This window comes from Streptococcus sp. HF-1907 (assembly GCF_015594605.1).
Lineage (GTDB): Bacteria > Bacillota > Bacilli > Lactobacillales > Streptococcaceae > Streptococcus.
The window spans coordinates 1-21,842 of the sequence record NZ_JADNQT010000018.1 but is presented as its reverse complement, the minus strand read 5'-3'; the positions used below and the strand labels follow the sequence as shown (position 1 = coordinate 21,842).

The 21,842-nt window shown below is 41.0% G+C and carries 19 protein-coding genes and 4 pseudogenes; 18 read left to right on the top strand and 5 right to left on the bottom strand.

Annotated elements, in window-relative coordinates:
- Nucleotides 1-17 precede the first annotated feature (17 nt).
- The 13 genes from IYQ92_RS08840 (at nt 18) to greA (ending at nt 15,589) form a co-directional block, all read left to right on the top strand.
- Nucleotides 18-551 carry a YceD family protein gene (locus IYQ92_RS08840; protein ID WP_195676309.1) on the top strand — a complete coding sequence of 178 codons (534 nt, stop codon included), beginning with the start codon at nt 18-20 and terminating at the stop codon, nt 549-551.
- Nucleotides 552-725: 174 nt separating this feature from the next.
- Nucleotides 726-1,415 carry a response regulator transcription factor gene (locus tag IYQ92_RS08835; RefSeq protein WP_195676308.1) on the top strand — a complete coding sequence of 230 codons (690 nt, stop codon included), beginning with the start codon at nt 726-728 and terminating at the stop codon, nt 1,413-1,415.
- Entirely contained in the window at nt 1,405-2,907 is a 1,503-nt protein-coding gene (locus IYQ92_RS08830) for a HAMP domain-containing sensor histidine kinase (protein WP_195676307.1), read from the top strand. The genes IYQ92_RS08835 and IYQ92_RS08830 overlap by 11 nt, the downstream gene beginning before the upstream one ends.
- 125 nt (nt 2,908-3,032) lie before the next feature.
- Nucleotides 3,033-3,527, top strand: coding sequence for a transcriptional regulator NrdR (nrdR, locus tag IYQ92_RS08825; protein WP_195676306.1), 495 nt, complete (start codon nt 3,033-3,035; stop codon nt 3,525-3,527).
- Nucleotides 3,514-4,692: a DnaD domain protein gene (locus tag IYQ92_RS08820; RefSeq protein WP_195676305.1), complete on the top strand. Its 1,179-nt coding sequence runs from the start codon at nt 3,514-3,516 to the stop codon at nt 4,690-4,692. The genes nrdR and IYQ92_RS08820 overlap by 14 nt, the downstream gene beginning before the upstream one ends.
- Entirely contained in the window at nt 4,693-5,598 is a 906-nt protein-coding gene (gene dnaI, locus IYQ92_RS08815) for a primosomal protein DnaI (protein ID WP_195676304.1), read from the top strand.
- 43 nt (nt 5,599-5,641) lie between these two features.
- Nucleotides 5,642-6,952, top strand: a complete 1,311-nt coding sequence (gene der / locus IYQ92_RS08810; protein WP_195676303.1) for a ribosome biogenesis GTPase Der — start codon at nt 5,642-5,644, stop codon at nt 6,950-6,952.
- Between the two features lie 374 nt (nt 6,953-7,326).
- Nucleotides 7,327-10,422 (top strand): DEAD/DEAH box helicase, encoded by a 3,096-nt coding sequence (locus tag IYQ92_RS08805; protein ID WP_195676302.1) that lies wholly within the window; start codon nt 7,327-7,329, stop codon nt 10,420-10,422.
- 132 nt (nt 10,423-10,554) lie between these two features.
- Entirely contained in the window at nt 10,555-11,154 is a 600-nt protein-coding gene (locus IYQ92_RS08800; RefSeq protein WP_195676301.1) for a hypothetical protein, read from the top strand.
- 10 nt (nt 11,155-11,164) lie between these two features.
- The gene (gene murC / locus IYQ92_RS08795; protein WP_195676300.1) at nt 11,165-12,496 is read left to right on the top strand and encodes a UDP-N-acetylmuramate--L-alanine ligase; all 1,332 of its coding nucleotides are present in this window, start codon (nt 11,165-11,167) and stop codon (nt 12,494-12,496) included.
- A gap of 59 nt (nt 12,497-12,555) precedes the next feature.
- Complete coding sequence (locus tag IYQ92_RS08790) at nt 12,556-13,041, top strand: GNAT family N-acetyltransferase (RefSeq protein ID WP_195676299.1); 486 nt, start codon at nt 12,556-12,558, stop codon at nt 13,039-13,041.
- 106 nt (nt 13,042-13,147) lie between these two features.
- Entirely contained in the window at nt 13,148-15,019 is a 1,872-nt protein-coding gene (gene mltG, locus IYQ92_RS08785) for an endolytic transglycosylase MltG (RefSeq protein ID WP_195676298.1), read from the top strand.
- A gap of 87 nt (nt 15,020-15,106) precedes the next feature.
- Entirely contained in the window at nt 15,107-15,589 is a 483-nt protein-coding gene (gene greA, locus IYQ92_RS08780; protein ID WP_195676297.1) for a transcription elongation factor GreA, read from the top strand.
- Between the two features lie 426 nt (nt 15,590-16,015).
- On the opposite strand, the pseudogene tnpC reads toward greA, so the two are convergent.
- The 5 genes and pseudogenes from tnpC to IYQ92_RS08745 all read right to left on the bottom strand — a co-directional run bounded on the left by tnpC (nt 16,016) and on the right by IYQ92_RS08745 (nt 19,129).
- Nucleotides 16,016-17,339: pseudogene (gene tnpC, locus IYQ92_RS10375) on the bottom strand (IS66 family transposase).
- Nucleotides 17,287-17,529, bottom strand: coding sequence for a transposase (locus IYQ92_RS08760; protein WP_195676320.1), 243 nt, complete (start codon nt 17,527-17,529; stop codon nt 17,287-17,289). The pseudogene tnpC and the gene IYQ92_RS08760 overlap by 53 nt, the downstream one beginning before the upstream one ends.
- A gap of 11 nt (nt 17,530-17,540) precedes the next feature.
- A pseudogene (locus tag IYQ92_RS08755) lies at nt 17,541-17,700 on the bottom strand (ISL3 family transposase); the annotation flags it as partial.
- Nucleotides 17,701-17,831: 131 nt separating this feature from the next.
- Nucleotides 17,832-18,764, bottom strand: a complete 933-nt coding sequence (yidC, locus tag IYQ92_RS08750; RefSeq protein ID WP_195676294.1) for a membrane protein insertase YidC — start codon at nt 18,762-18,764, stop codon at nt 17,832-17,834.
- Nucleotides 18,765-18,850: 86 nt separating this feature from the next.
- Entirely contained in the window at nt 18,851-19,129 is a 279-nt protein-coding gene (locus tag IYQ92_RS08745; protein WP_195676293.1) for an acylphosphatase, read from the bottom strand.
- Between the two features lie 30 nt (nt 19,130-19,159).
- On the opposite strand from IYQ92_RS08745, the gene IYQ92_RS08740 reads away from it, so the two are divergent.
- From IYQ92_RS08740 to IYQ92_RS08720, 5 genes and pseudogenes are all read left to right on the top strand, one after another.
- A complete protein-coding gene (locus tag IYQ92_RS08740) occupies nt 19,160-19,900 on the top strand; it encodes a TrmH family RNA methyltransferase (protein ID WP_195676292.1) in 741 nt (246 codons plus the stop codon).
- A gap of 36 nt (nt 19,901-19,936) precedes the next feature.
- Complete coding sequence (locus tag IYQ92_RS08735; protein WP_195676291.1) at nt 19,937-20,440, top strand: HD domain-containing protein; 504 nt, start codon at nt 19,937-19,939, stop codon at nt 20,438-20,440.
- A 15-nt stretch (nt 20,441-20,455) separates the two neighbouring features.
- Nucleotides 20,456-21,145 carry a Bax inhibitor-1/YccA family protein gene (locus IYQ92_RS08730; protein ID WP_195676290.1) on the top strand — a complete coding sequence of 230 codons (690 nt, stop codon included), beginning with the start codon at nt 20,456-20,458 and terminating at the stop codon, nt 21,143-21,145.
- A 168-nt stretch (nt 21,146-21,313) separates the two neighbouring features.
- Nucleotides 21,314-21,652 (top strand): annotated as a pseudogene (gene tnpA / locus IYQ92_RS08725) (IS200/IS605 family transposase); the annotation flags it as partial.
- A gap of 86 nt (nt 21,653-21,738) precedes the next feature.
- Nucleotides 21,739-21,842 (top strand): annotated as a pseudogene (locus IYQ92_RS08720) (IS982 family transposase); the annotation flags it as partial.

The following is a 21,842-nucleotide window of genomic DNA, read 5'->3' as shown; positions in this document are numbered from 1 at the left end:
CAAAAAGAGGATTATTCATGCTATTATTAACAGAAATTAAGAAAAACCTTGATGGGATTACTTTTGACCAAGACCTGTCTATTAAAGATAGATTATTAGAGCGTAGCTCAGAAATTTTAGATATCGCAAATGTCCTTGTAAAGGGGACTGTTACCTATGATAATGGTCTCTATTTGCTGGGGTATCAGCTCAACTATGATATTACCCTGCCTTCAAGTCGCTCAATGAAACCTGTTACTTTGAGTAAAAGCCAATGGGTTGACGAAGTTTTTATTGAAGCAGCTAACGCTGATGAAAAAGCTGATTTGGTTGAGGAGAGTCTTGTTCTTTTATTAGAAGGCGATGCCATTGACCTTGAAGAAAGCGTCATTGATAATATCTTATTGTCCATTCCACTTCGAGTTCTCGCAGAGGATGAGTTAGAATCTGATGAGATGCCATCAGGGGATAATTGGTCAGTGTTAACGGAATCACAATTTGAAGCCCTTCAATCAGAAAAGAAAAAAGAAAATAACCCATTTGCAGCATTAAATGGATTGTTTGAAGAATAAAATAAAACAGTTTAGTCAATTCTCTATTGAAAAATGTTCGTTTTTTGGTATACTTTTGTAGTGACATTAGAAAATAAAGAATCAATGGGTTTTTAATTTTAGAAAAAAATGACAAACTGGTAATAGATTGTTATGAATGATTTTAAAATTAAGAATAGTAGGGTATAAGATATAATGAGTAAGAAAATTTTAATCATTGAAGATGAAAAAAACTTAGCACGTTTTGTTTCACTAGAGTTGTTGCACGAAGGTTATGAAGTTGTTGTAAAGCATAGTGGTCGCGAGGGTCTTGAAACTGCTCTGGAAAAAGATTTTGATTTGATTTTGATGGACCTTATGCTTCCAGAAATGGATGGATTTGAAGTGACACGTCGTCTCCAAGCTGAAAAAACGACTTATGTAATGATGATGACAGCACGTGATTCAGTCATGGATATTGTGGCCGGCTTGGACCGTGGCGCTGATGACTACATTGTCAAACCATTCGCCATTGAAGAATTGCTTGCGCGTGTTCGTGCAATCTTCCGTCGTCAAGATGTAGAAGCTAAGTCTAAAATTGAAGAACCTCTCGGTAGTTTCCGTGATTTATCACTTAATGTTCAAAATCGCTCAGCAATCCGTGGTGATGAAGAAATTTCATTGACAAAACGTGAATTTGACTTGTTGTCAGTTTTGTTGAATAACATGAACCGTGTCATGACACGCGAAGAATTGCTTGCTAATGTTTGGAAATATGATGTTGCAGCAGAAACTAATGTTGTCGATGTTTACATTCGTTACCTTCGTGGGAAAATTGACCTTCCTGGTAAAGAATCTTACATTCAAACAGTTCGTGGTATGGGGTATGTGATTCGTGAAAAATAATACTGAAGTGAGCCGAGTGAGACAGACTTTGTCTCGAAAATTGTCAATAGTTGTCTTCACCTTGTTCTTCAGTCTATTTACCATCTTTTCAGTGGTTGTTTATTTTTCAACGACGCGTTTCATGCTTCATCGGGAACGTACGAATGTAGCAAAATCAATAGAAAATATTAGAGTCCGTTTAGCACAAACGGGCTCTAATTTGACCTTGGACAATATTAGTAATATTATCCAAGCGCAGCTGAAGGTAGATAGATTTTCCAAAACAAATGGCTCCACTTACATCTACCGTACTGGTCAGACTTTTGACAGCATGCTTTATTTCAATCAAGAAATGACTTTGTATGACAATAATAAGCGTGCGATTTTAACAACAGTTCAAGATAGTGTTCCCAAAAAGTTAAACGGGTCAGATATAGATACTGTCCAGATTGATAATTTAGGTAAGGATAAGGGCTTTTTCCAGTCTGAACCGATTTACTCGGAGAAAACTGGTAAATTGATTGGCTATGTTCAGGTTTTCTATAATCTCAATCGTTACTATGATATGCGTCGTAATTTAATCATTTTCTTGGTTTTTATTGAAACGATGGGGATAGGAATTGCTCTCATGATTATCATTTTGACGACGAGACGGTTTGTTCATCCTTTTGAAAATTTGCATGATGTCATGCGAAAAATTGCCGATAATCCAAGTAATTTAAAATTGCGAAGTCATATTAAGTCAGGTGACGAGATTGAAGAATTGTCCATGATTTTTGACAATATGTTGGACAAATTGGAAGGTTATACGGAGAGGCAGTCGCGTTTCATCAGCGATGTCAGTCACGAATTGAGGACACCCGTTGCGGTCATCAAAGGGCATGTTGGCATGCTACAACGCTGGGGTAAGGATGATGCGGAGCTTTTGGATGAGAGCCTAGCTGCCACTTATCATGAAGCGGACCGCATGTCGATTATGATTAACGACATGCTGGACATGATTCGCGTGCAAGGGAGTTTTGACCTCCACAAAGGTAAGGTTGCCAACCTTGAAAAATCGATAGAAACCGTCCTTGGCAATTTCAAGGTTTTGAAAGAAGATTTTACATTTACTTTTGATAATAAGGCTGGCGCGTCTGTCGTGGGGAAAATTTATAAGAATCACTTTGAGCAGGCTATTATGATTTTGATAGATAATGCTGTTAAATATTCCATCAATGAAAGAGTCGTTGCCGTTACTTTAGATGTTAAGGATAATCATGCCATCGTTTCGGTCAAGGATTGGGGAGAAGGAATTGCTGAGGAAGATATCAAATTTATCTTTGACCGCTTCTATCGAACCGATAAATCTCGCAATCGAACAAGTACGCAAGCGGGTCTGGGGATTGGTTTGTCTGTTTTGAAGCAGATTGTTGATGCTTATGACTTGGAAATTGATGTTAAGAGCAAGGTCAATGAAGGGACAGAGTTCCTCTTGACTATTCCTTTGGATGATACTAACGTTGAGAACTGAACCAAGTGTTCGGTTCTCTTTAATTTATCTGTCTAAGGTGTGCGAATTGATTCTGATTCTTTTGTTATTGGCGGAATTATGGTAAAATAGTATACTGAGTAAATTGGATAGATAGGGGTGTTTATATGCGTTGTCCCAAATGTGGATACAATAAATCAAGTGTCATTGATAGCCGTCAAGCTGAAGAAGGGACGACCATTAGACGTCGTAGAGAATGTGAGCAGTGCCATGCTCGTTTTACAACCTTCGAGCGCTTAGAGGAGGTTCCTCTCTTGGTTATCAAGAAAGATGGCACGCGTGAGCAATTTTCACGTGATAAAATTCTTAACGGAATCATTCAAAGTGCTCAAAAACGACCTGTTTCTAGTGAAGATATCGAGTCGGTGATTTCCCGTATCGAACGCGAGATTCGCAGCGAATATGAAAATGAAGTTTCTAGCGTTGTTATCGGCAATCTTGTCATGGATGAATTGGCAGAGCTGGATGAGATTACTTACGTGCGTTTTGCCAGTGTCTATAAGTCTTTCAAGGATGTTGATGAGATTGAGGAACTCTTACAGCAGATTACTAACCGTGTCCGTAGTAAGAAGAAAAACGGTGTGACAGATGAGTCCCATTGAAGAATTTTCTTATCTGAAGCATAATAGTATCAGTTACGATAGCGCCAGCCTCATTCGCCTCTATCAGCCTATTATTGGTAATGATGCGACCTTGATTTATCAGTACTTGGTGCAGTTTTTTGATGATGGGCGTAAGAAACATAAATTTAGCGAGATTTTAAATCATATCCAATTTGACATGCGTCGCTTTGAGGATGCCTTGGTTATGTTGACTGCTATTGATTTGATTAAGTTGTACCGTTGGTCAGGGGCTTATTTGATTAAAATGCAGCCAGCTATGACCAATGAAGCTTTTCTAGCGAATCCTATCTATCGCAGCCTTTTAGAGCGCAGGATTGGTGAGGTGGCAGTGGCTGAATTAGCCTTGACTGTTCCTGAAAATGCACGTGACCTTTCAAAAAAATTGACAGATGTCTTTCCTGATCTGGAGAATAATACGGCAAGTCCCGTGACAGCAAAGACGGATTTTGATTTGGAGAGTTTTCGTCATCGGATGGTGCGTGATGGCTTGCGCTTTAACAATGAAAAAGATGATGTCCTAGCCTTGTTTGCTGTCGCTGACCGTTTTAATCTGAATTGGTTTGAGACTTATGACTTGGCTAAGCAAACGGCTATTGGTTCAACCATTAGCCCCAAGCGGATGAGGGTGCAAAAAGAAGAAGCTGGGCATCTGACAGAAGCGCCAGCTGGTACGGACTTCAGTCAACAAGAGACAGTCATCATCCGTGAAGCCAATAAGTCAACAGCTCTGCTATTTCTTGAAAAAATCAAGCAAGCTCGTAAGGCTGTGGTGACTAAGAGCGAGCGCGACCTGCTAGAAGAACTGGCCAACATGGGCTTTTTGGACCCTGTCATCAATGTGATGGTTCTTTATACCTTCAATAAAACCAAGTCGGCTAACTTGAACAAACCCTATCTGATGAAGATTGCTAATGATTTTTCTTATCAGAATGTCACAAGGGCAGAAGATGCTGTTTTGAAAATGCGGAGCTTCAATGAGCGTAAGCAGGCTCAAAAAGTAGCGCAAGCCCCTAAATCAAATGTTCCTGAGTGGAGTAATCCCGATTATAAAGAAGAAACGAGTCCTGAAAAACAGGCAAATTTAGAGAAATTTAGGTCAGATGCTTTGAAACGTTTGGAGCGTCTTGGAAAGGATGGTGACTAGATGCAATCAATTGGACAGGCTTTGGAGCAATCAGGGCGTTTTTCCCGCGCAGCCAGTGCAGATTTGGCTCAGACTATTTTAGCAGACCCAGAAATTGCTGCCTTTATCAAGGCTAATCATCTAACAGAGCGTGAAATTAAAATCAGTTTTTCCAAATTCAATCAGTTTCTTGGTGAGCGTCAGAAGTTTCGAGACGGTGACCCGACCTACAGCGCCAAGGGCTATCAACCGATTTTGGTCATGAATGAAGGCTATGCGGACGTCTCTTATTTAGAGACTAGTGAGTTGATTGAGGCTCAGAAAAAATTAGCTATCGCTAACCGCATCAATCTGGTTAATTTACCTAAGTCTTACCGCAATATCACCATGGCAGATTTCGACATCAATAATGAAAGCCGCATGATTGCCTTGTCAGCCCTATTGGATTTTGTAGAAGCCTATCCTGCAAATGGGCAAAAAGGGCTTTATCTTTATGGTGACATGGGTGTCGGCAAGTCCTATCTCATGGCTGCCATGGCGCATGAATTGTCTGAGAAGAAGGGTGTGGCAACGACCTTGTTGCATTTTCCTAGCTTTGCCATTGATGTCAAAAATGCGATTTCAGACGGTTCTGTTAAGGATGAAATTGATGCTGTGAAGAAGGTGCCTGTGCTCATTATTGATGATATCGGTGCGGAGCAGACAACACCTTGGGTTCGCGATGAAGTGTTGCAGGTGATTTTGCAGTACCGTATGCTAGAAGAGCTTCCGACTTTCTTTACGTCAAATTACAGCTTTGCTGATTTGGAAAGAAAGTGGAGCAATATTAAGGGAAATGATGAAACTTGGCAAGCTAAGCGCGTTATGGAGCGCGTGCGCTATTTGGCAAAAGAGTTTCACTTAGAAGGCGTTAACCGCCGTCAATAATTAAGAAGATTTTGGGAGTATCCAGATAGAGAAGAGGAGTAAGATGGTATTACCTACAGTTGCTATTGTTGGTCGTCCAAACGTTGGAAAGTCAACATTGTTCAACCGAATTGCAGGAGAGCGCATCTCAATCGTAGAAGATGTTGAGGGTGTGACGCGTGACCGTATTTACACAACCGGAGAATGGTTGAATCGTAAATTTTCATTGATTGATACGGGTGGTATCGATGATGTCGATGCACCTTTTATGGAGCAAATCAAGCATCAAGCTGACATCGCTATGAATGAAGCAGATGTCATTGTCTTTGTGGTGTCAGGTAAAGAAGGCGTGACGGATGCCGATGAATATGTCGCTAAAATTCTTTACCGCACTAACAAACCAGTCATTCTAGCTGTCAATAAGGTTGACAATCCGGAAATGCGTAACGATATTTACGATTTCTATTCACTTGGTCTTGGTGACCCATTCCCAGTATCATCTGTTCACGGGATTGGTACTGGTGATGTTTTGGATGCTATCGTTGAAAATCTTCCAGTTGAGGAAGAAGAGGACAATCCAGACATTATCCGCTTTAGCTTGATTGGTCGTCCGAATGTTGGAAAATCAAGTTTGATTAACGCTATTTTGGGTGAAGACCGTGTGATTGCCAGTCCAATCGCTGGTACAACGCGTGACGCCATTGATACTAACTTCACCGACAGCGACGGTCAAGAATACACCATGATTGATACGGCTGGTATGCGTAAATCTGGTAAGGTTTATGAAAATACTGAGAAATATTCCGTTATGCGTTCTATGCGTGCCATTGACCGTTCAGATATTGTCCTCATGGTCATCAACGCCGAGGAAGGTATCCGTGAGTATGACAAGCGTATCGCTGGTTTTGCCCATGATGCTGGTAAAGGAATCATTATCGTTGTTAATAAATGGGACCTTGTTCAAAAGGATAACCATACAGTTGCTAAATGGGAAGCAGACATCCGCGACCAGTTCCAATTCTTGAGCTATGCACCGATTGTTTTTGTCTCAGCTGAAACCAAACAACGTTTGCACAAGTTGCCTGAGATGATTAAGCGCATCAGCGAGAGCCAAAACAAACGCATCCCATCTGCTGTGCTTAACGACGTTATCATGGATGCCATTGCCATCAACCCAACACCAACGGATAAAGGAAAACGTCTTAAAATCTTCTATGCAACACAAGTTGCCGTTAAACCACCAACATTTGTTATCTTTGTTAACGAAGAAGAGCTTATGCACTTCTCTTACCTCCGTTTCTTGGAAAATCAAATTCGTCAGGCCTTCGTCTTTGAAGGAACGCCAATCAATTTGATTGCCCGTAAACGTAAATAATTACCGAAGAACTGAGTCAGCTTGGCTTGGTTCTTTTATGTTGACCTGATCGAAGCTCGCCGCCGGGCGGAGTAGTCCATGTATTTTTGCAGGAAGTCCACTATCGGGCGGAGCAGTCAATGCATTTTTGCGGGAGCCTCACCGCCCAGCGGACGGGATAAACTAATCAAGTCAGGGTTAATTGTGATGTGAGTGACCTTGTTGCCGAATTTAAAGCCTGTGAAATGGGTGTAGTTTTTGATGTTGACTTAGTATTAACCCTTCAGATTTAGCGCTGCCATTTTTTCAGTAAATCACACAGTTTTTACCGTTTTTGCAAGAAAATCCTTGGTAAATTTGCTATAATGAAGTGATAAGATAAAGGTGGTATGACGATGAGTAGAATGATACCTGGACGAATTCGTAATCAAGGCATTGAATTGTATGACCAAGGTTTGGTTCAATTAGTGTCTAAAGAAGATGGTGTGCTTGAAGTCACGGTTCAAGAGCATCGTTTGACCTATGCTTTAGAAGATGAGCGTGTCACTTGTGACTGTGATTTTTTTGCGCGAAAAAATTATTGCGAGCATCTAGCAGCCTTGGAATATTATTTGAAGAATGACAAGGAAGGCAAGCAATTATCTGAGCAATTGCAATCAAATAAGGAATCACACCAAGAAACGCAAAAAATGACATCCTTCGGGAGTGTTTTTCTTGATGGGCTTGTGCTAAATGAGGATGATACGACTAAATATCGCTTGTCTGCCCAAGGAAGTCAGAGCCCCTATTCGTCAGATATTTGGTGGACTTTAAAAATCAATCGCCTGCCAGATGAAAGGTCTTATATTGTTCGAGACATCAAGGCCTTTCTTGCGACGGTTCGCAAGGAAGCCTACTATCAAATTGGGAAAAACTATTTTGAACCCTTGTCGCTATTGCAGTTTGATGAGGCTAGTCAAGACTTAATTGAATTTTTGTGGCGCCTCATTCCAGATAATGACCGCTTGGATTTGGAATTTCTCTTACCCAACCACGCCCGTTATTTAAATCTACCGAGAGGATTTTTTGAAGAAGGTGTGACCTTGATGTCGGCTCTCTATGATTTTTCATTTGATAGCGGTCAGCAAGCTTTTAGCCAGGTTTCTTTCAGAGAATTAGATGGTGACGATGCCCTTTTCACCTTTAAAGTGACTGTTCATCGTCAATCGATTGAACTAACGATTGTTGAAAAGACGGTTCAGCTCTTGTTTGATGCGACTTATTTGCGTTATCACAACACCTTTTATCACCTCAATTTAAAACAGACCAAGATTGTAACAGCCCTTCGCAGTTTACCAATTGATGCCGACTTGGCTAAGCACATCCATTTTGATTTGGAAGACCAGGCCAAACTAGCTGCTAGTCTTCTGGACTTCCAAGCAGTCGGTCGTGTCGATGCACCCAAGAGTTTTATCATTCGTGATTTTGGGGTTAAATTTTATTTAGAATTGGCTAGCAATCAGGATATTCAACTCAAACTGGTCTTTGATTATGGGCATGGCTTGACGGTTTCTAGCCGTCAGGAACTGGAAAATCTGCCCTTTGCCAGTCATTTCAAACACGAAGAGAAAATCTTTAAGGTTTTGGAAAATAATGGCTTCGCTCCGCAATTTCAGTCACGCCACCTACCGCTCATCGGAGAGGACCTCTATGTCTTCTTTACCCAAACACTCAAACAATTAGAGCGCCTAGGTGATGTTTATTTATCTGATGAGCTGGAGGAGCTCCGCTATTCAGAGCAACCGAGGGTTTCTGTTCAGGCACAGGGTGGTTTGTTGGACGTGTCCTTTGATTTTTCAAGCATTTTTGAAAATGACATTGACGATGCCCTAACAGCTCTCTTCAACAATACCCCATACTTTATCAGTAAGTCTGGTAAATTGGTGGTCTTTGACGACGACACGCAAAAGGTCAGTCATACCCTGAAACAACTTCGAGCTAAGCAACTTCAAAATGGTCATTTGCAACTGGATACCATTGCCGCTTTTCAACTGTCAGAACTTTTTAAAGACAGTAGCAATGTTCAGTTTTCAGATGCCTTCAAGCAGTTGGCCTATGACCTTCGTCATCCAGAAGCCTTCGCTATTCCGACATTGACTGTCAAGGCAGACCTCCGTGATTATCAGGTTGCGGGTGTTCGTTGGTTGTCTATGCTTGATAACTACGGTTTTGGCGGTATTTTGGCTGATGATATGGGACTTGGCAAGACCTTGCAGACCATTAGCTTTTTGAATAGCAAGATTACCAAAGAATCGCGTGTCTTGATTTTGTCACCGTCAAGCCTGATTTATAACTGGAAGGATGAATTTAGCAAATTCGCTCCTGATTTGGATGTGGTGGTTTCTTACGGCTTGAAACCTGTCCGTGACGCCATTATTTCTGAAAATCATCAGGTGGTCATTACCAGCTATTCTTCTTTCCGTCAGGATTTTGAAGAGTATCAGACCCAGTCTTTTGATTACCTCATTTTGGATGAGGCACAGGTCATGAAAAATACCCAGACCAAGATTGCACAGAGCCTTCGAGCTTTTGAGGTCAAAAATTGCTTCGCCCTTTCAGGAACACCGATTGAAAATAAACTTCTGGAAATCTGGTCGATTTTCCAAATCGTTCTCCCAGGCTTGCTTCCAAATAAAAAAGAATTCTTGAAATTGGAACCTAAGCAAGTTGCTCGCTACATCAAGCCTTTTGTCATGCGTCGCCGTAAGGAAGATGTCTTGCCAGAATTGCCAGACCTCATCGAAATCAATTACCCTAATGAAATGGCGGACAGCCAAAAAGCTATTTACCTAGCCCAGCTTCGTCAGATGCAAGAAAGTATCCGCGGAGTATCGGATGCTGATATTAACCGCCGCAAGATTGAAATCCTGTCAGGCATTACCCGTCTCCGCCAAATCTGCGACACGCCGAGTCTCTTTATGGATTATGATGGTGAGAGTGGTAAGCTAGATAGCTTGCGCCAGCTCTTGGTCCAAATCAAAGAAAACGGACATCGTGCTCTCATCTTCTCGCAATTCCGTGGCATGCTCGATTTAGCAGAGCAGGAAATGGAAAAACTTGGCTTGACCAGCTATAAAATTACAGGTTCAACGCCAGCGAATGAACGTCAGGAAATGACCAGAGCCTTCAATAATGGGTCTAAGGACACCTTCTTGATTTCACTGAAAGCGGGTGGGGTTGGGCTTAACCTGACGGGAGCTGATACAGTTGTCCTCATCGACCTCTGGTGGAATCCAGCTGTGGAAATGCAGGCTATCAGCCGTGCCCACCGTATTGGACAAGAGGAAAATGTGGAAGTTTATCGCCTCATCACACGAGGTACGATTGAGGAAAAAATTCTTGAATTGCAAGAAAGCAAGAAACATCTGGTCACAACAGTTTTGGACGGCAACGAAACGCGTGCCAGCATGACCATTGATGACATCAAGGATATTCTAGGTATTCAAAATTAGTTGTGACAGAGTCAATCCATGGAACAAGAGCGTTCTAGGGTTGGCTTTTTCTATATTCTCATCTCGTGAAAAACTTTGAAAAATAGATAGAATTAGTTTATAATAGGACTGTTACAGGAAGGAAGTGAGACCGTGAAGAAAAGCTTGAGACAATTTCCCTTGGTGCCAGATAATGAACCTGTTATCACACAAGCGCGACAAATGGCTCTGTATGATAATAGCGATTTAATCAACAATATCAAGGGGCATTATCAAGAGAGAGATTATGGGCACGAGCCTGTTTTAACGGAAAGTGCTATATCACCTGTGAACCAGCAAAAGTCAGAAGCTGTTGTGCCAACGGTCTCTCGTCCGACAGAGGCTTCCTTAGCACGCCAGCAGGCTAAACAAGATGTTCGCCAAAAGAAACAAGCTATCTTTAAGCAAGAGGTCAAAAAGCCTTCAAAGGGAGTCTTTAAGCACCAACTCAAGGCGACAGCACCTAAACCTAAGGCTGGCCTCCCTAAAACGGAGTTCAGTGACTTGTCGGAGAGATTACGTCAAGAACATTACATCTTGGCTGAAATTCCAGTAACTTATCAAGAACCGAACAACAAACCATCGGCTAAACGCCGAAAAAATAGTTATGACTTCTTGAAGCGTAGCCAGATTTATAACCAACAACAAGAGTCTTCTAAGGATCACCGTCCTGCTCAGGAGTTGAATATGGCACGCTTTGAAGACATCAATTAGAGGAGAAATCATGTCAAAAACTTATCATTTTATCGGAATTAAGGGTTCAGGAATGAGTGCACTTGCTCTTATGTTGCATCGAATGGGGCATAAGGTTCAAGGTAGTGATGTTGAAAAATATTACTTTACTCAACGTGGCTTGGAGCAAGCGGGGATTAAAATTCTTCCATTTTCACCAGACAATATCACTGAAGACCTTGAAATTATTGCAGGAAATGCCTTCCGTGAAGATAATAATGATGAATTAGCCTATGTGATTCACCAAGGCTACACTTTCAAACGTTACCATGAATTTCTTGGTGAGTTTATGCGTCAATTTACAAGCATGGGTGTCGCTGGGGCACACGGCAAAACATCAACAACAGGTTTGTTATCACATGTTTTGAAAAACATCACAGATACATCTTACTTGATTGGTGATGGTACAGGTCGTGGTTCAGCTAATGCCAAATACTTTGTCTTTGAGGCTGACGAATACGAACGTCATTTCATGCCATACCACCCAGAATATTCAATCATCACCAACATTGATTTTGACCATCCTGATTACTTTACAAGTATTGACGATGTCTTTGATGCTTTCAATGATTACGCTAAGCAAGTTCAAAAAGGCTTGTTTGTCTATGGTGAAGACCCTTACCTTCGTAAGATTACTTCAGACGCTCCGATTTATTACTATGGATTTGATGACAGCAACGACTTCGTTGCTACGGATATCACACGTACAACCAGCGGTTCTGATTTCAAAGTGACTCACAATGGTGAAGTTATCGGTAACTTCCATGTTCCTGCCTTTGGTCGCCACAACATTTTAAATGCGACAGCGGTTATTGCAAACCTCTATGTCGTTGGAATTGATATGGCACTTGTTGCGGAACATTTGAAAACATTCTCAGGTGTGAAGCGTCGTTTCACTGAAAAAGTGATTAACGGTACCGTGATTATTGACGATTTTGCTCACCATCCAACAGAAATTATTGCGACTTTGGATGCTGCGCGTCAGAAATACCCTTCAAAAGAAATCGTCGCTATTTTCCAACCTCATACCTTTACTCGTACAATCGCTTTGCTTGATGAATTTGCTGAAGCCTTGAATCAAGCAGATAGTGTTTACTTGGCACAAATCTACGGCTCAGCGCGTGAAGTTGACCATGGCGATGTTAAGGTTGAAGATTTGGCAGCTAAAATTGTCAAACAGGCTAAGGTTGTTACCGTTGAAAATGTCTCACCACTGCTTGACCATGATAATGCTGTTTATGTCTTTATGGGAGCAGGAGATATCCAACTCTACGAACGTTCATTTGAAGAACTTTTGTCAAATTTGACAAAAAATAGACAATAATACTTAATAAGTGGGGCTAAGATGCCCTGCTTCTTTTTGTAATAGAATTGAGGAAAAAGATGCTTATAAGACAGGCGACCACGGAGGATTTAGATGAAGTTTTAGCCATTGAAGAGAGTAATTTTTCAGCAGCTGAGGCTATGTCTAGAGAGGCTATTGACAATCATATCAGGAAAATTCCAGACACTTTTTTGATCGCTGAGATTGATGGGGCTGTTGCTGGTTATATCGAAGGTCCTGTAGTTGCTGAAGCGTTGCTAACAGATGATTTATTTCTTGATGTGGCACCAAATCAACCAGTAGCTGGTTTTGTTGCGGTGACGAGTCTATCGATTCATCCCGACTTCAAAGGGCAAGGGATTGGAACCGCTCTGCTTGCTGCCATGAAGGATGTCGTTGCTGCTCGACAAGGGAAGGGTATTGTTCTGACTTGTCACGATTATTTGATTGCCTATTATGAAATGAATGGTTTTGTGGACCAGGGGGAATCTGCTTCAACCTATGCTAATGAGGTTTGGTATGATATGCTGTGGCTAAATGCCTAAAACGGTTTCATTATTATTAAAAATGGATAACATTAAAGGAGATGAGTTGATTTTAGGTGCCATTTAAGTTATAATGGCGGTTGACTACTATTAGGAGGAATTCGCTTTGACCGAATTTAACGACGATAAGCAGAAGGCTCAGAAAAAGAAGAGTTTTAAAGAACAGATTCTGCGAGAGTTAGAAGAAGCTAACCGTCAACGAAAATTGCGCGAAGAGGAGCTTTATCAGAAAGAGCTAGAAGCCAAAGCGGCAGCTCGTCGAACCGCTGAGCTGATGGCTGAGTATGAAGCCCAGCGCCTAAAAGAAGAAGAGGAAGCAAAAGCCTTGGCTGAGCAACAACGCTTAGAAGCAGAGGCTAAAGCACTTCTTGAAAAGCAAAGACAAGAAGAATTAGAACAAAAGCGTTTGGAAGCTGAAAAAGCGGCTGAATTCGCTCGACGTCAAGCTGAAGAAGTAGCTCTGGCAGAAGCAAAGGCTAAGCTTGAAGAGGAGAAAAGACAGCTGGAGTCAGAAAATTCTTTACAGAAGGATAGTTCGCAAAAAGTAGCTGTTGAATCTGAATCGGAGCAAGCTCCGAATTTCCAAGAAGAAGTCGAACAGACTCTAGAGAATATTTCAGAAACATTTACACCAACTATTGAAAAAACTGGTGAAGTTGAAGCTCCTCTTGATAAGGATGAAACGCAAGAGATTTTCTTAGTCCGTTCAACAGATTCTGTGACGGTTCCTGAAGAGGAAGTATCTGTTGAGAAAGAGTCGGTGGTTGATGAACAACCAGTGGCAGAAATTGCAGAACCAGCTGAGTTTAAAGAAACTGAGGTGGAAAAGGTTACGAAACAAGAACGACTTAAGAAAGCAGACAACATTGCCAAACGAATTGCTCTTGCCTTAATCATCATTATCGTGGCTGTCTTATTGTTGACGGCATTCTTTGGTTATCGTTATGTTAACAGTGCTATCAATGCTGTCGATAAGAAGTCCACATCCTATGTTCAAGTGGAAATTCCAGCAGGTTCTGGGAATAAGCTGATTGGACAGATTTTGGAGAAGGCCGGTCTTATCAAGAGTGCGACTGTCTTTAATTATTATTCTAAATTCAAGAATTACACTAATTATCAGAGTGGTTATTACAACCTTCAAAAGAGCATGGATTTGGATGAAATTGCGGCAGAGCTTCAAAAAGGAGGCACTTCTGAGCCTACAAAACCGACTCTTGGTAAGATTTTGATTACCGAGGGCTATACGATTAAGCAAATCGCAAAAGCTATCGAAGTTAATAGCAAGAACAAAAAAACATCTGCAACACCGTTTAAGTCAGAGGATTTCTTGAAATTGATTCAAGACGAAACCTTCATCAAAAAGATGGTTGCTAAATATCCAGACTTGCTTGGTAGCTTGCCAGACAAATCATCAGTGACCTATCAGCTGGAAGGCTATCTCTTCCCAGCTACCTACAATTACTACAAGGGAACGACCTTGGAAGAATTGGTTGAAGATATGATTTCAACTATGAATACTAACATGAGTTCCTACTATGCGACAATCAAGTCACAGGGCAAATCAGTCAATGACATTTTGACCTTGGCCTCTCTAGTTGAAAAAGAAGGTTCAACCGATGATGATCGTCGCAATATCGCTAGTGTTTTCTATAATCGTTTGAATGCTGGACAAGCCCTTCAAAGTAACATCGCCATTCTTTATGCTATGGGCAAACTTGGTGATAAGACAACTCTAACGGAAGATGCCTCTATTGATACAACGATTGACTCCCCTTACAATGTTTATGTGAATACTGGTTTGATGCCTGGTGCAGTTGACAGTCCTAGTCTATCAGCTATTAAGGCAACGGTAAATCCAGCTTCGACAGACTACTACTATTTTGTAGCAGATGTTAAGACTGGCAAGGTATACTACGCCAAGGACTACGAAACACATCAAGCAAATGTTGAAAAATATGTAAACAGTCAAATTAATTAATACATCGAGGCTGGGTGATAGCTACTCAGCCTCATGCTTATAATGATATTGATTTTTAAAATAAAAATATAGAAAAGAGAAAAGAAAATGGCAGAAAAAACTTACCCAATGACCCTTGCAGAAAAAGAACAACTTGAACAAGAACTCGAAGAGCTAAAATTAGTTCGTCGTCCAGAAGTTGTTGAACGCATTAAAATTGCTCGTTCATACGGTGACTTGTCAGAAAATAGTGAGTACGATGCAGCTAAAGACGAACAAGCTTTCGTTGAAGGTCAAATTTCGACCCTAGAAACTAAAATCCGTTACGCTGAAATCATTGATAGTGATGCTGTTGCTAAAGATGAAGTAGCTATCGGAAAAACAGTTGTTGTTCAAGAAGTTGGGACAACTGATAAAGATACCTACAGTATCGTAGGTGCTGCGGGTGCAGATATCTTCTCAGGAAAAATTTCTAACGAAAGCCCAATCGGACAAGCACTTATCGGTAAGAAAACTGGCGATTTGGTTACCATCGAATCTCCAGCAGGAAATTACGACGTTAAAATCCTCAGCGTTGAAAAAACAAACTAATCACTCATTAGTATTTTTGAGTCTACTTTTTAGTATGGAGTAAAAAGGCAGTTAACTTAAAAGTAGAACAAATCGAGTCAAGAAAGTATGAAATAAACGACATGACGATAAATTATTAAAGAGCCCTTGAAGTTTCTGCTAGTCTTTTTCTATTTCCTTGTAGTAGACTAAAGCTAGGAGGTAAAATCAGATGTCTAACCTTATCAAAAATCAGTTACTCCATTGTGTGAAACAAATCACCTCATATGCAGCAGATTATGTCTAATCCCTCAAAGGATTTCACGAGAAGTCGCAAACTGGGTTTTGACCAAGTCCTGCTTACCTTATTAAAAAGGCTCATTGTCAACTGTAGTGGGTTGAAGAGTAACCGTCCAATAACTAGGTATATTAAAAACTTCCAAAGTCAACTGACTATGGAAGTTTTCATTATCTACAACTCTGTTGTATTTGTTCTGCCCAAGGCAAATAAGCCTCTAGAACATCCCTGTTTGCGAGCAACTCCTCGTTTGGGAGATTTTCCAGAAGATAGGTCATATATTTTTCACTGTCTAAGCCATGTCCTTAGAGGTTTCTAAAAGCGACATGATGATAGCAGTTGATTTTGCTCCCTCAAAACTCTGGGAGAAAAGCCAATTTTTTCTTCCCATAACCAAAGACTTGATAGCTCGTTCAGCCATGTTATTGGATAAGACAAGGTTGCCATCTTCCAAAACGGTTTTGAACGTCTCTTCATACTTAAGACTATACTCAATCGCTTCTTCCCAACTTAGAGCCTGGAAGAACAGCTGGGTCACGGCACCAATCAAAAAATTCAGTCATTAAAGGAGCTAACTCTGCTTGACATTTCTTGAGGCGATCTTGTGGTGGTAAGTCAGCCCATTTCTCTTTAAGCGCAAACATCCGATCACAATACGTCAAGCCTTTGAGACCAAGAGAGACCTTATCAGCCTGTTTAGGAGTTGCCTCAAAAAACTTCCGCCTCACATGTGCCCAACAAGCAACTAGCTTGGCATTGGCTAATTGTCGATAAGCCGACCACATATCACAATGAATATAGCCATTGTAGTCACCTAGAGATTTTTACACCACTAAGCCACTACATTTCTTATCATGATGGTAAAGGGTTATTCCTTTACCATCATGCTTGCCAGATAAAAAGGCACAGTAATAGGTCAGCTGAGTGTCACTTTCATGAACTTTGTAAGAGGTCTCATCCGCATGGAGAATCGGCTGCTCCAATAGTTTCTGACGGAGCAGATTTATAGATTGGCTCGAGGTAATACTGACTCACCTTAACATGCCGGTTGGCGATTTCCTTACGACTAATGGATAGTCCTAACTTATTCCAATCCTCTTCCTATCTGTAATTAGGAACCTTGAGGTTAAATTTTTGATGAATGGTGTGAGCAATGATAGAAGCTGAACCCAAACTATGTGCTAATGGCGCCTTGGAAACAGGAGCTTTGATAATCTTGTCACTGAGAGTCGTCTCGCTACAAGACTGGCATTTGTAAGCGTGTTGCACATGGTCAATGCGTTTCAATTGTGCAGAGATAAAAACTAACTCTTATCGTTGAATAACTGAGCCAATTTCTTTCAATTCTTCATGACAATCTGGACAAAGGGAGTCTTCTCCTGTTAATTCATGATGAACTTTTTCAGGAGTAAACTGACTCAGAATAGCTTGGCGTTTCCCTTTAGCTTTCTGATGCTTGTAGGTGATTTCCTCCGTTTCTACTGGGTAAGTCATCTGCTTCTTCGGGAAACTCCTCTTGGTCAAAGAGACTAAGTTGACCAGTCATGGGAGCCGTTTTTTCAGACGATTTCCCATAGAGTTTTTGGGTTAAATAAGCCATTTGTTCACGCAGGAGTGCTAGCTCGTTAGACAGACTTTCAATGGTTTTAACTTGTGTTTCAATGATTTTCTCTAAGGCTGACATGGTACTCTCCTCAAACTTGCTCATCTGCCCTTGGCAATGAGGGCAGAGTGGAGGATGATAGTCTAAGCTGGTCTCAATCGAGATATGAGTATCAGCCTTAAAGACAGTCTTGATTTTGATATTTTTGTCTTTTAATCCGATGAGTTCTGTGGTATTCTTAAGTTGTTCCATAAGGTCTTCCTAATGAATTGTTTAGTCGCTTTTCATTATAAGTCTTATGGGGCTTTTTTGATACACTGAAAAAGCTCCATAATCTCCGTAGTAGATTTACCCACTACAGAAATTATGGAGACCTTTTTCTATTATTTACGTTTACGTTGCTGTTTACCAGCGTTGCGTCCTTTTTTAGTTGTTGTAATAGCTCTTTGGTTTGTTTGCTTAGCGGATGCTGTGACATCTTTACGTGGATTTGGTGATTTATAAGCTTTAGGTGGATTTTTTTCAAATTCCGCAGCCACTTTTTCACGTAATTTTGGTTTGAGGATGTACATCGTAATTAACTGTTGGATGATACTTACGATACCACCGACGAACCAGTAGAGGGCAACACTCGCTGGAAGGCTGATTGACATGAAGACCATCATAAGTGGCATCATGAACATCATGTTTTTCATTTGAGAACGCTGTTCTTCAGGAACAGAGAGGGTTGACAACCATGATTGTACGAAGTAAAGGGCTGCGATGATGATGGTCAGAATGAGATTTTGCTTACCAAGATCCATTCCGAGGAAGGCTGCATTTGAGACACCAGGAGCATAACGTGCTGCAAAGTAGATGGCTGAGAAGAACGGCATTTGAATGAGCAGTGGTAAACATCCGATGCCACCGAGCATGTTTACACCGTTTTCACGCTGAGCTGCCATGAGCTCTGTTTGAGCAGCAAGTTTTTCTTCTTGAGTGCTTGCATTTTTCATGCGCTCATTGATTGGCTCAAAGATAGGTTTGAGGAAGGCCATCTTTTCAGATTGATAGCTGGCTTTCCAAGATTGGTAAAGACCAAGTGGCAAAATGATAACACGGACGATGATAGTCACAATGATAATAGCAATCCCAAAACCTAGCCCTTGATTTTTAGCGAAGAAAGTGATGAGATTGGCCATTGGAACGCCGAGTGTATTCCAAATAGCTCCGTAAGGTTTTCCAGTGCTTTTGTCAACACTAACACATCCAGTTAGTAGCATTAACATTGATAATGCTAGCCCTGAAAATAAGACACGATTTAATTTCTTTTTCAATGCTTTCGATCCTTTAAGATTTTTTAATATACCTATCTATTTTACTGTTTTTTAGGTAATTTAACAATAGTTCTTGAGACTGATTTTTAATTAGCCATTCGAAAGTCCTTATAATCTTCAAAGTTGTCCATTTTAATATCGACGTAAGTGACTTTTGACCATTGGCTTGGTCCCTTTCGGATACCTTGGATAAATTGAGCCATCTTGGCATTATCATTGGACTGGGCGAGGATTTCAACAGTGCCATCATCATTATTCCAGATCCGCCCGTAAATATCACCAATTTCTAGCGCCAGATTGTAGGTTGAATAACGAAAACCGACTCCCTGAACTTTCCCAGAAACAATCATATGAACTTTTTTCATAAGAGCCTCCTTTTTTGATATAATACTCTTATGACTATTATAACCTCAAAATCAAATAATCTCATTAAAAAGACTAAAAAACTATTACAAAAGAAGTATCGCAAGACCTCATACCTGATTGAGGGCTGGCATTTGTTCGAGGAGGCGCAAAAGAGTGGGGCGACCTTCCTTAATATTTTTGTCGTGGAGGACATGGCAGAGCGACTTGTTGGCTTTGAACGAGTGACTGTGGTTAGTCCAGAAGTCCTCAAGGAATTGACTGACTCACCAGCGCCGCAAGGCATTATTGTTGAAGTTGCTCTGGAAAAAACGGACTGGACCCAGCTGTCAACTGGACGCTTCTTGGTTTTGGAAGATGTGCAAGACCCAGGAAATGTTGGGACAATGGTTCGGACAGCGGATGCGGCTGGTTTTGATGCGGTTTTTCTGTCTAACAAATCAGCCGACCTTTATAATCAGAAGACGCTTCGTTCCATGCAGGGCAGTCATTTTCACTTACCAATTTTCCGGGTGGAGATGGACAGTTTTTTGGACTTTTGTCGCGACCAGCGTCAGCCAGTCATTGCAACCACCCTTTCAGACCAGTCGGTTGACTATAAGACCCTTCCTCGTCTAGACAGCTTTGCCCTTGTCATGGGAAATGAGGGACAAGGTATTTCTGAAAAAATGGAGAAGCGGGCTGATTACTTGGCTCACATCACCATGCCAGGGCAGGCGGAGAGTTTGAACGTAGCTGTGGCGGCAGGTATACTTATTTTCAGCTTAATTTAAGCTGGTGTGTTATAATGGACTCAAGAGGTGATCTGTATGGAAAAATATGAACAAGACAAAGAATTTATGGACTTGGTTGGTCATTTGATTGCTCATCCTCGTTTCCAAAAATTGGACAATATCACGCAACACCACCATTCGACCCGCTTGGAACATTCTATCAATGTCAGCTATACCAGTTACAAAATCGCGAAAAAATTTGGTTGGGATGCTAAGTCAACTGCGCGCGGTGGGCTCTTGCACGATTTTTTTTATTATGACTGGCGTGTGACCAAGTTTAATAAGAGCCATGCTTGGGTTCATCCGAGAATTGCCGTCCGTAATGCGCGCAAGCTTGTTAATTTGAATAAAAAAGAAGAGGATATCATCCTTAAACACATGTGGGGTGCCACTATTGCCCCACCTCGTTATAAAGAAGGCTACATTGTGACCATGGTGGACAAGTACTGGGCTGTGCGTGAGGCAGCGCGTCCTTTGGGGCGTTATATTCGTAAGCCACGTCGATTTGGTCGCAAATTATTGGGTAGTCATCATCATTAGAAAGAATAGGTTTTTATGAACGATAATGTGATTTACACGCGGTCCGATGCAGGGCTGAATCGCTTTTTTGCTAAGGTTTATAGTTTGGTTGGTATGGGGATTGGTCTGTCAGCGTTAGTGTCAGCTATGATGCTTTACATGTTCCCAGATAATATGATTGCTATCATGACCAATCAACCTTGGATTTACTACGGAGCAACTTTTTTGGAACTGGCTCTAGTTTTTGTAGCTAGCTCGTCAGCTCGTAAAAATACACCTGCTGCTCTGCCAATTTTCTTGGTTTATTCAGCCTTAAACGGCTTTACTTTGAGTTTTATCTTGGCTTCCTATGCGCAAGCCACAGTTTTGCAGGCGTTTGTTTCATCAGCCTTGGTCTTCTTTGTCATGGCCATTATCGGTGCAGTGACTAAGCGAGATTTGTCAGGCATGAGCAAGGCTCTTATGGCAGGTCTTATTGGTATTTTGATTGCCAGCCTAGTCAATCTTTTTATTGGTAGTGGTGGCATGAGTTTTATCATTAGCATTATTTCTGTCTTGATTTTCTCAGGATTGATTGCTTATGATAATCAACTGATTAAGCGCGTTTATGATAGCCAGGGTGGTCGTATGGTCAATGGCTGGGCTATTTCCATGGCACTTAGCCTCTATCTTGATTTTATCAATTTATTCTTGAGTTTGCTTCGTATTTTTGCACGAAATGATTAATAAACTTTTAGACTAGCGACTAGCTAGTCTATTCTTGTCTCACGAAAACCACTAGCTGTGCTAGTGGTTCCGAAAAGCTTTTAGCGATGTATCAAAAAAGTCCTCCTAAAGTGTTATATTAGATAAGGTTTCCCGACCACTAACTAATATACAAAAGGAGGACCCCTGATGAGACAGGATAATAATAGTTTAGCACATACTACATGGAATTGTAAGTATCATATTGTTTTCGCCCCAAATATAGACGTCAGATAATTTATGGGAAATACAAAGCAAGTATTGGTCAAATATTACGGCTATTATGTGAAAGAAAAGGCGTTGAAATTCATGAAGCAGAAGCATGCCCAGATCACATTCACATGTTGGTGAGTATACCACCGAAACTAAGTATTTCCTCATTACGCTAATTTAAAGTATAAATATGGGAATCGCAAATTTTGGTATCGAGGGTTTCATGTTGATACGGTTGGTCGAAATCAGAAGCAAATTGAAGAATATATTCGTAACCCGTGGTGCTAGTTAATTTCAAAATACCATAAAAAGCCCAAAAGGACTATACTGTAAGTGACTAAACAAACAGAGAGGACGTCCTAATGAGCTACTTACAGTATACCGCAAAACCCCATCACTTACAATGGAATATCAAGCAATTATCAAAACTTTGCCATCAGCTATATCGTGATTATTGTCCTGAATC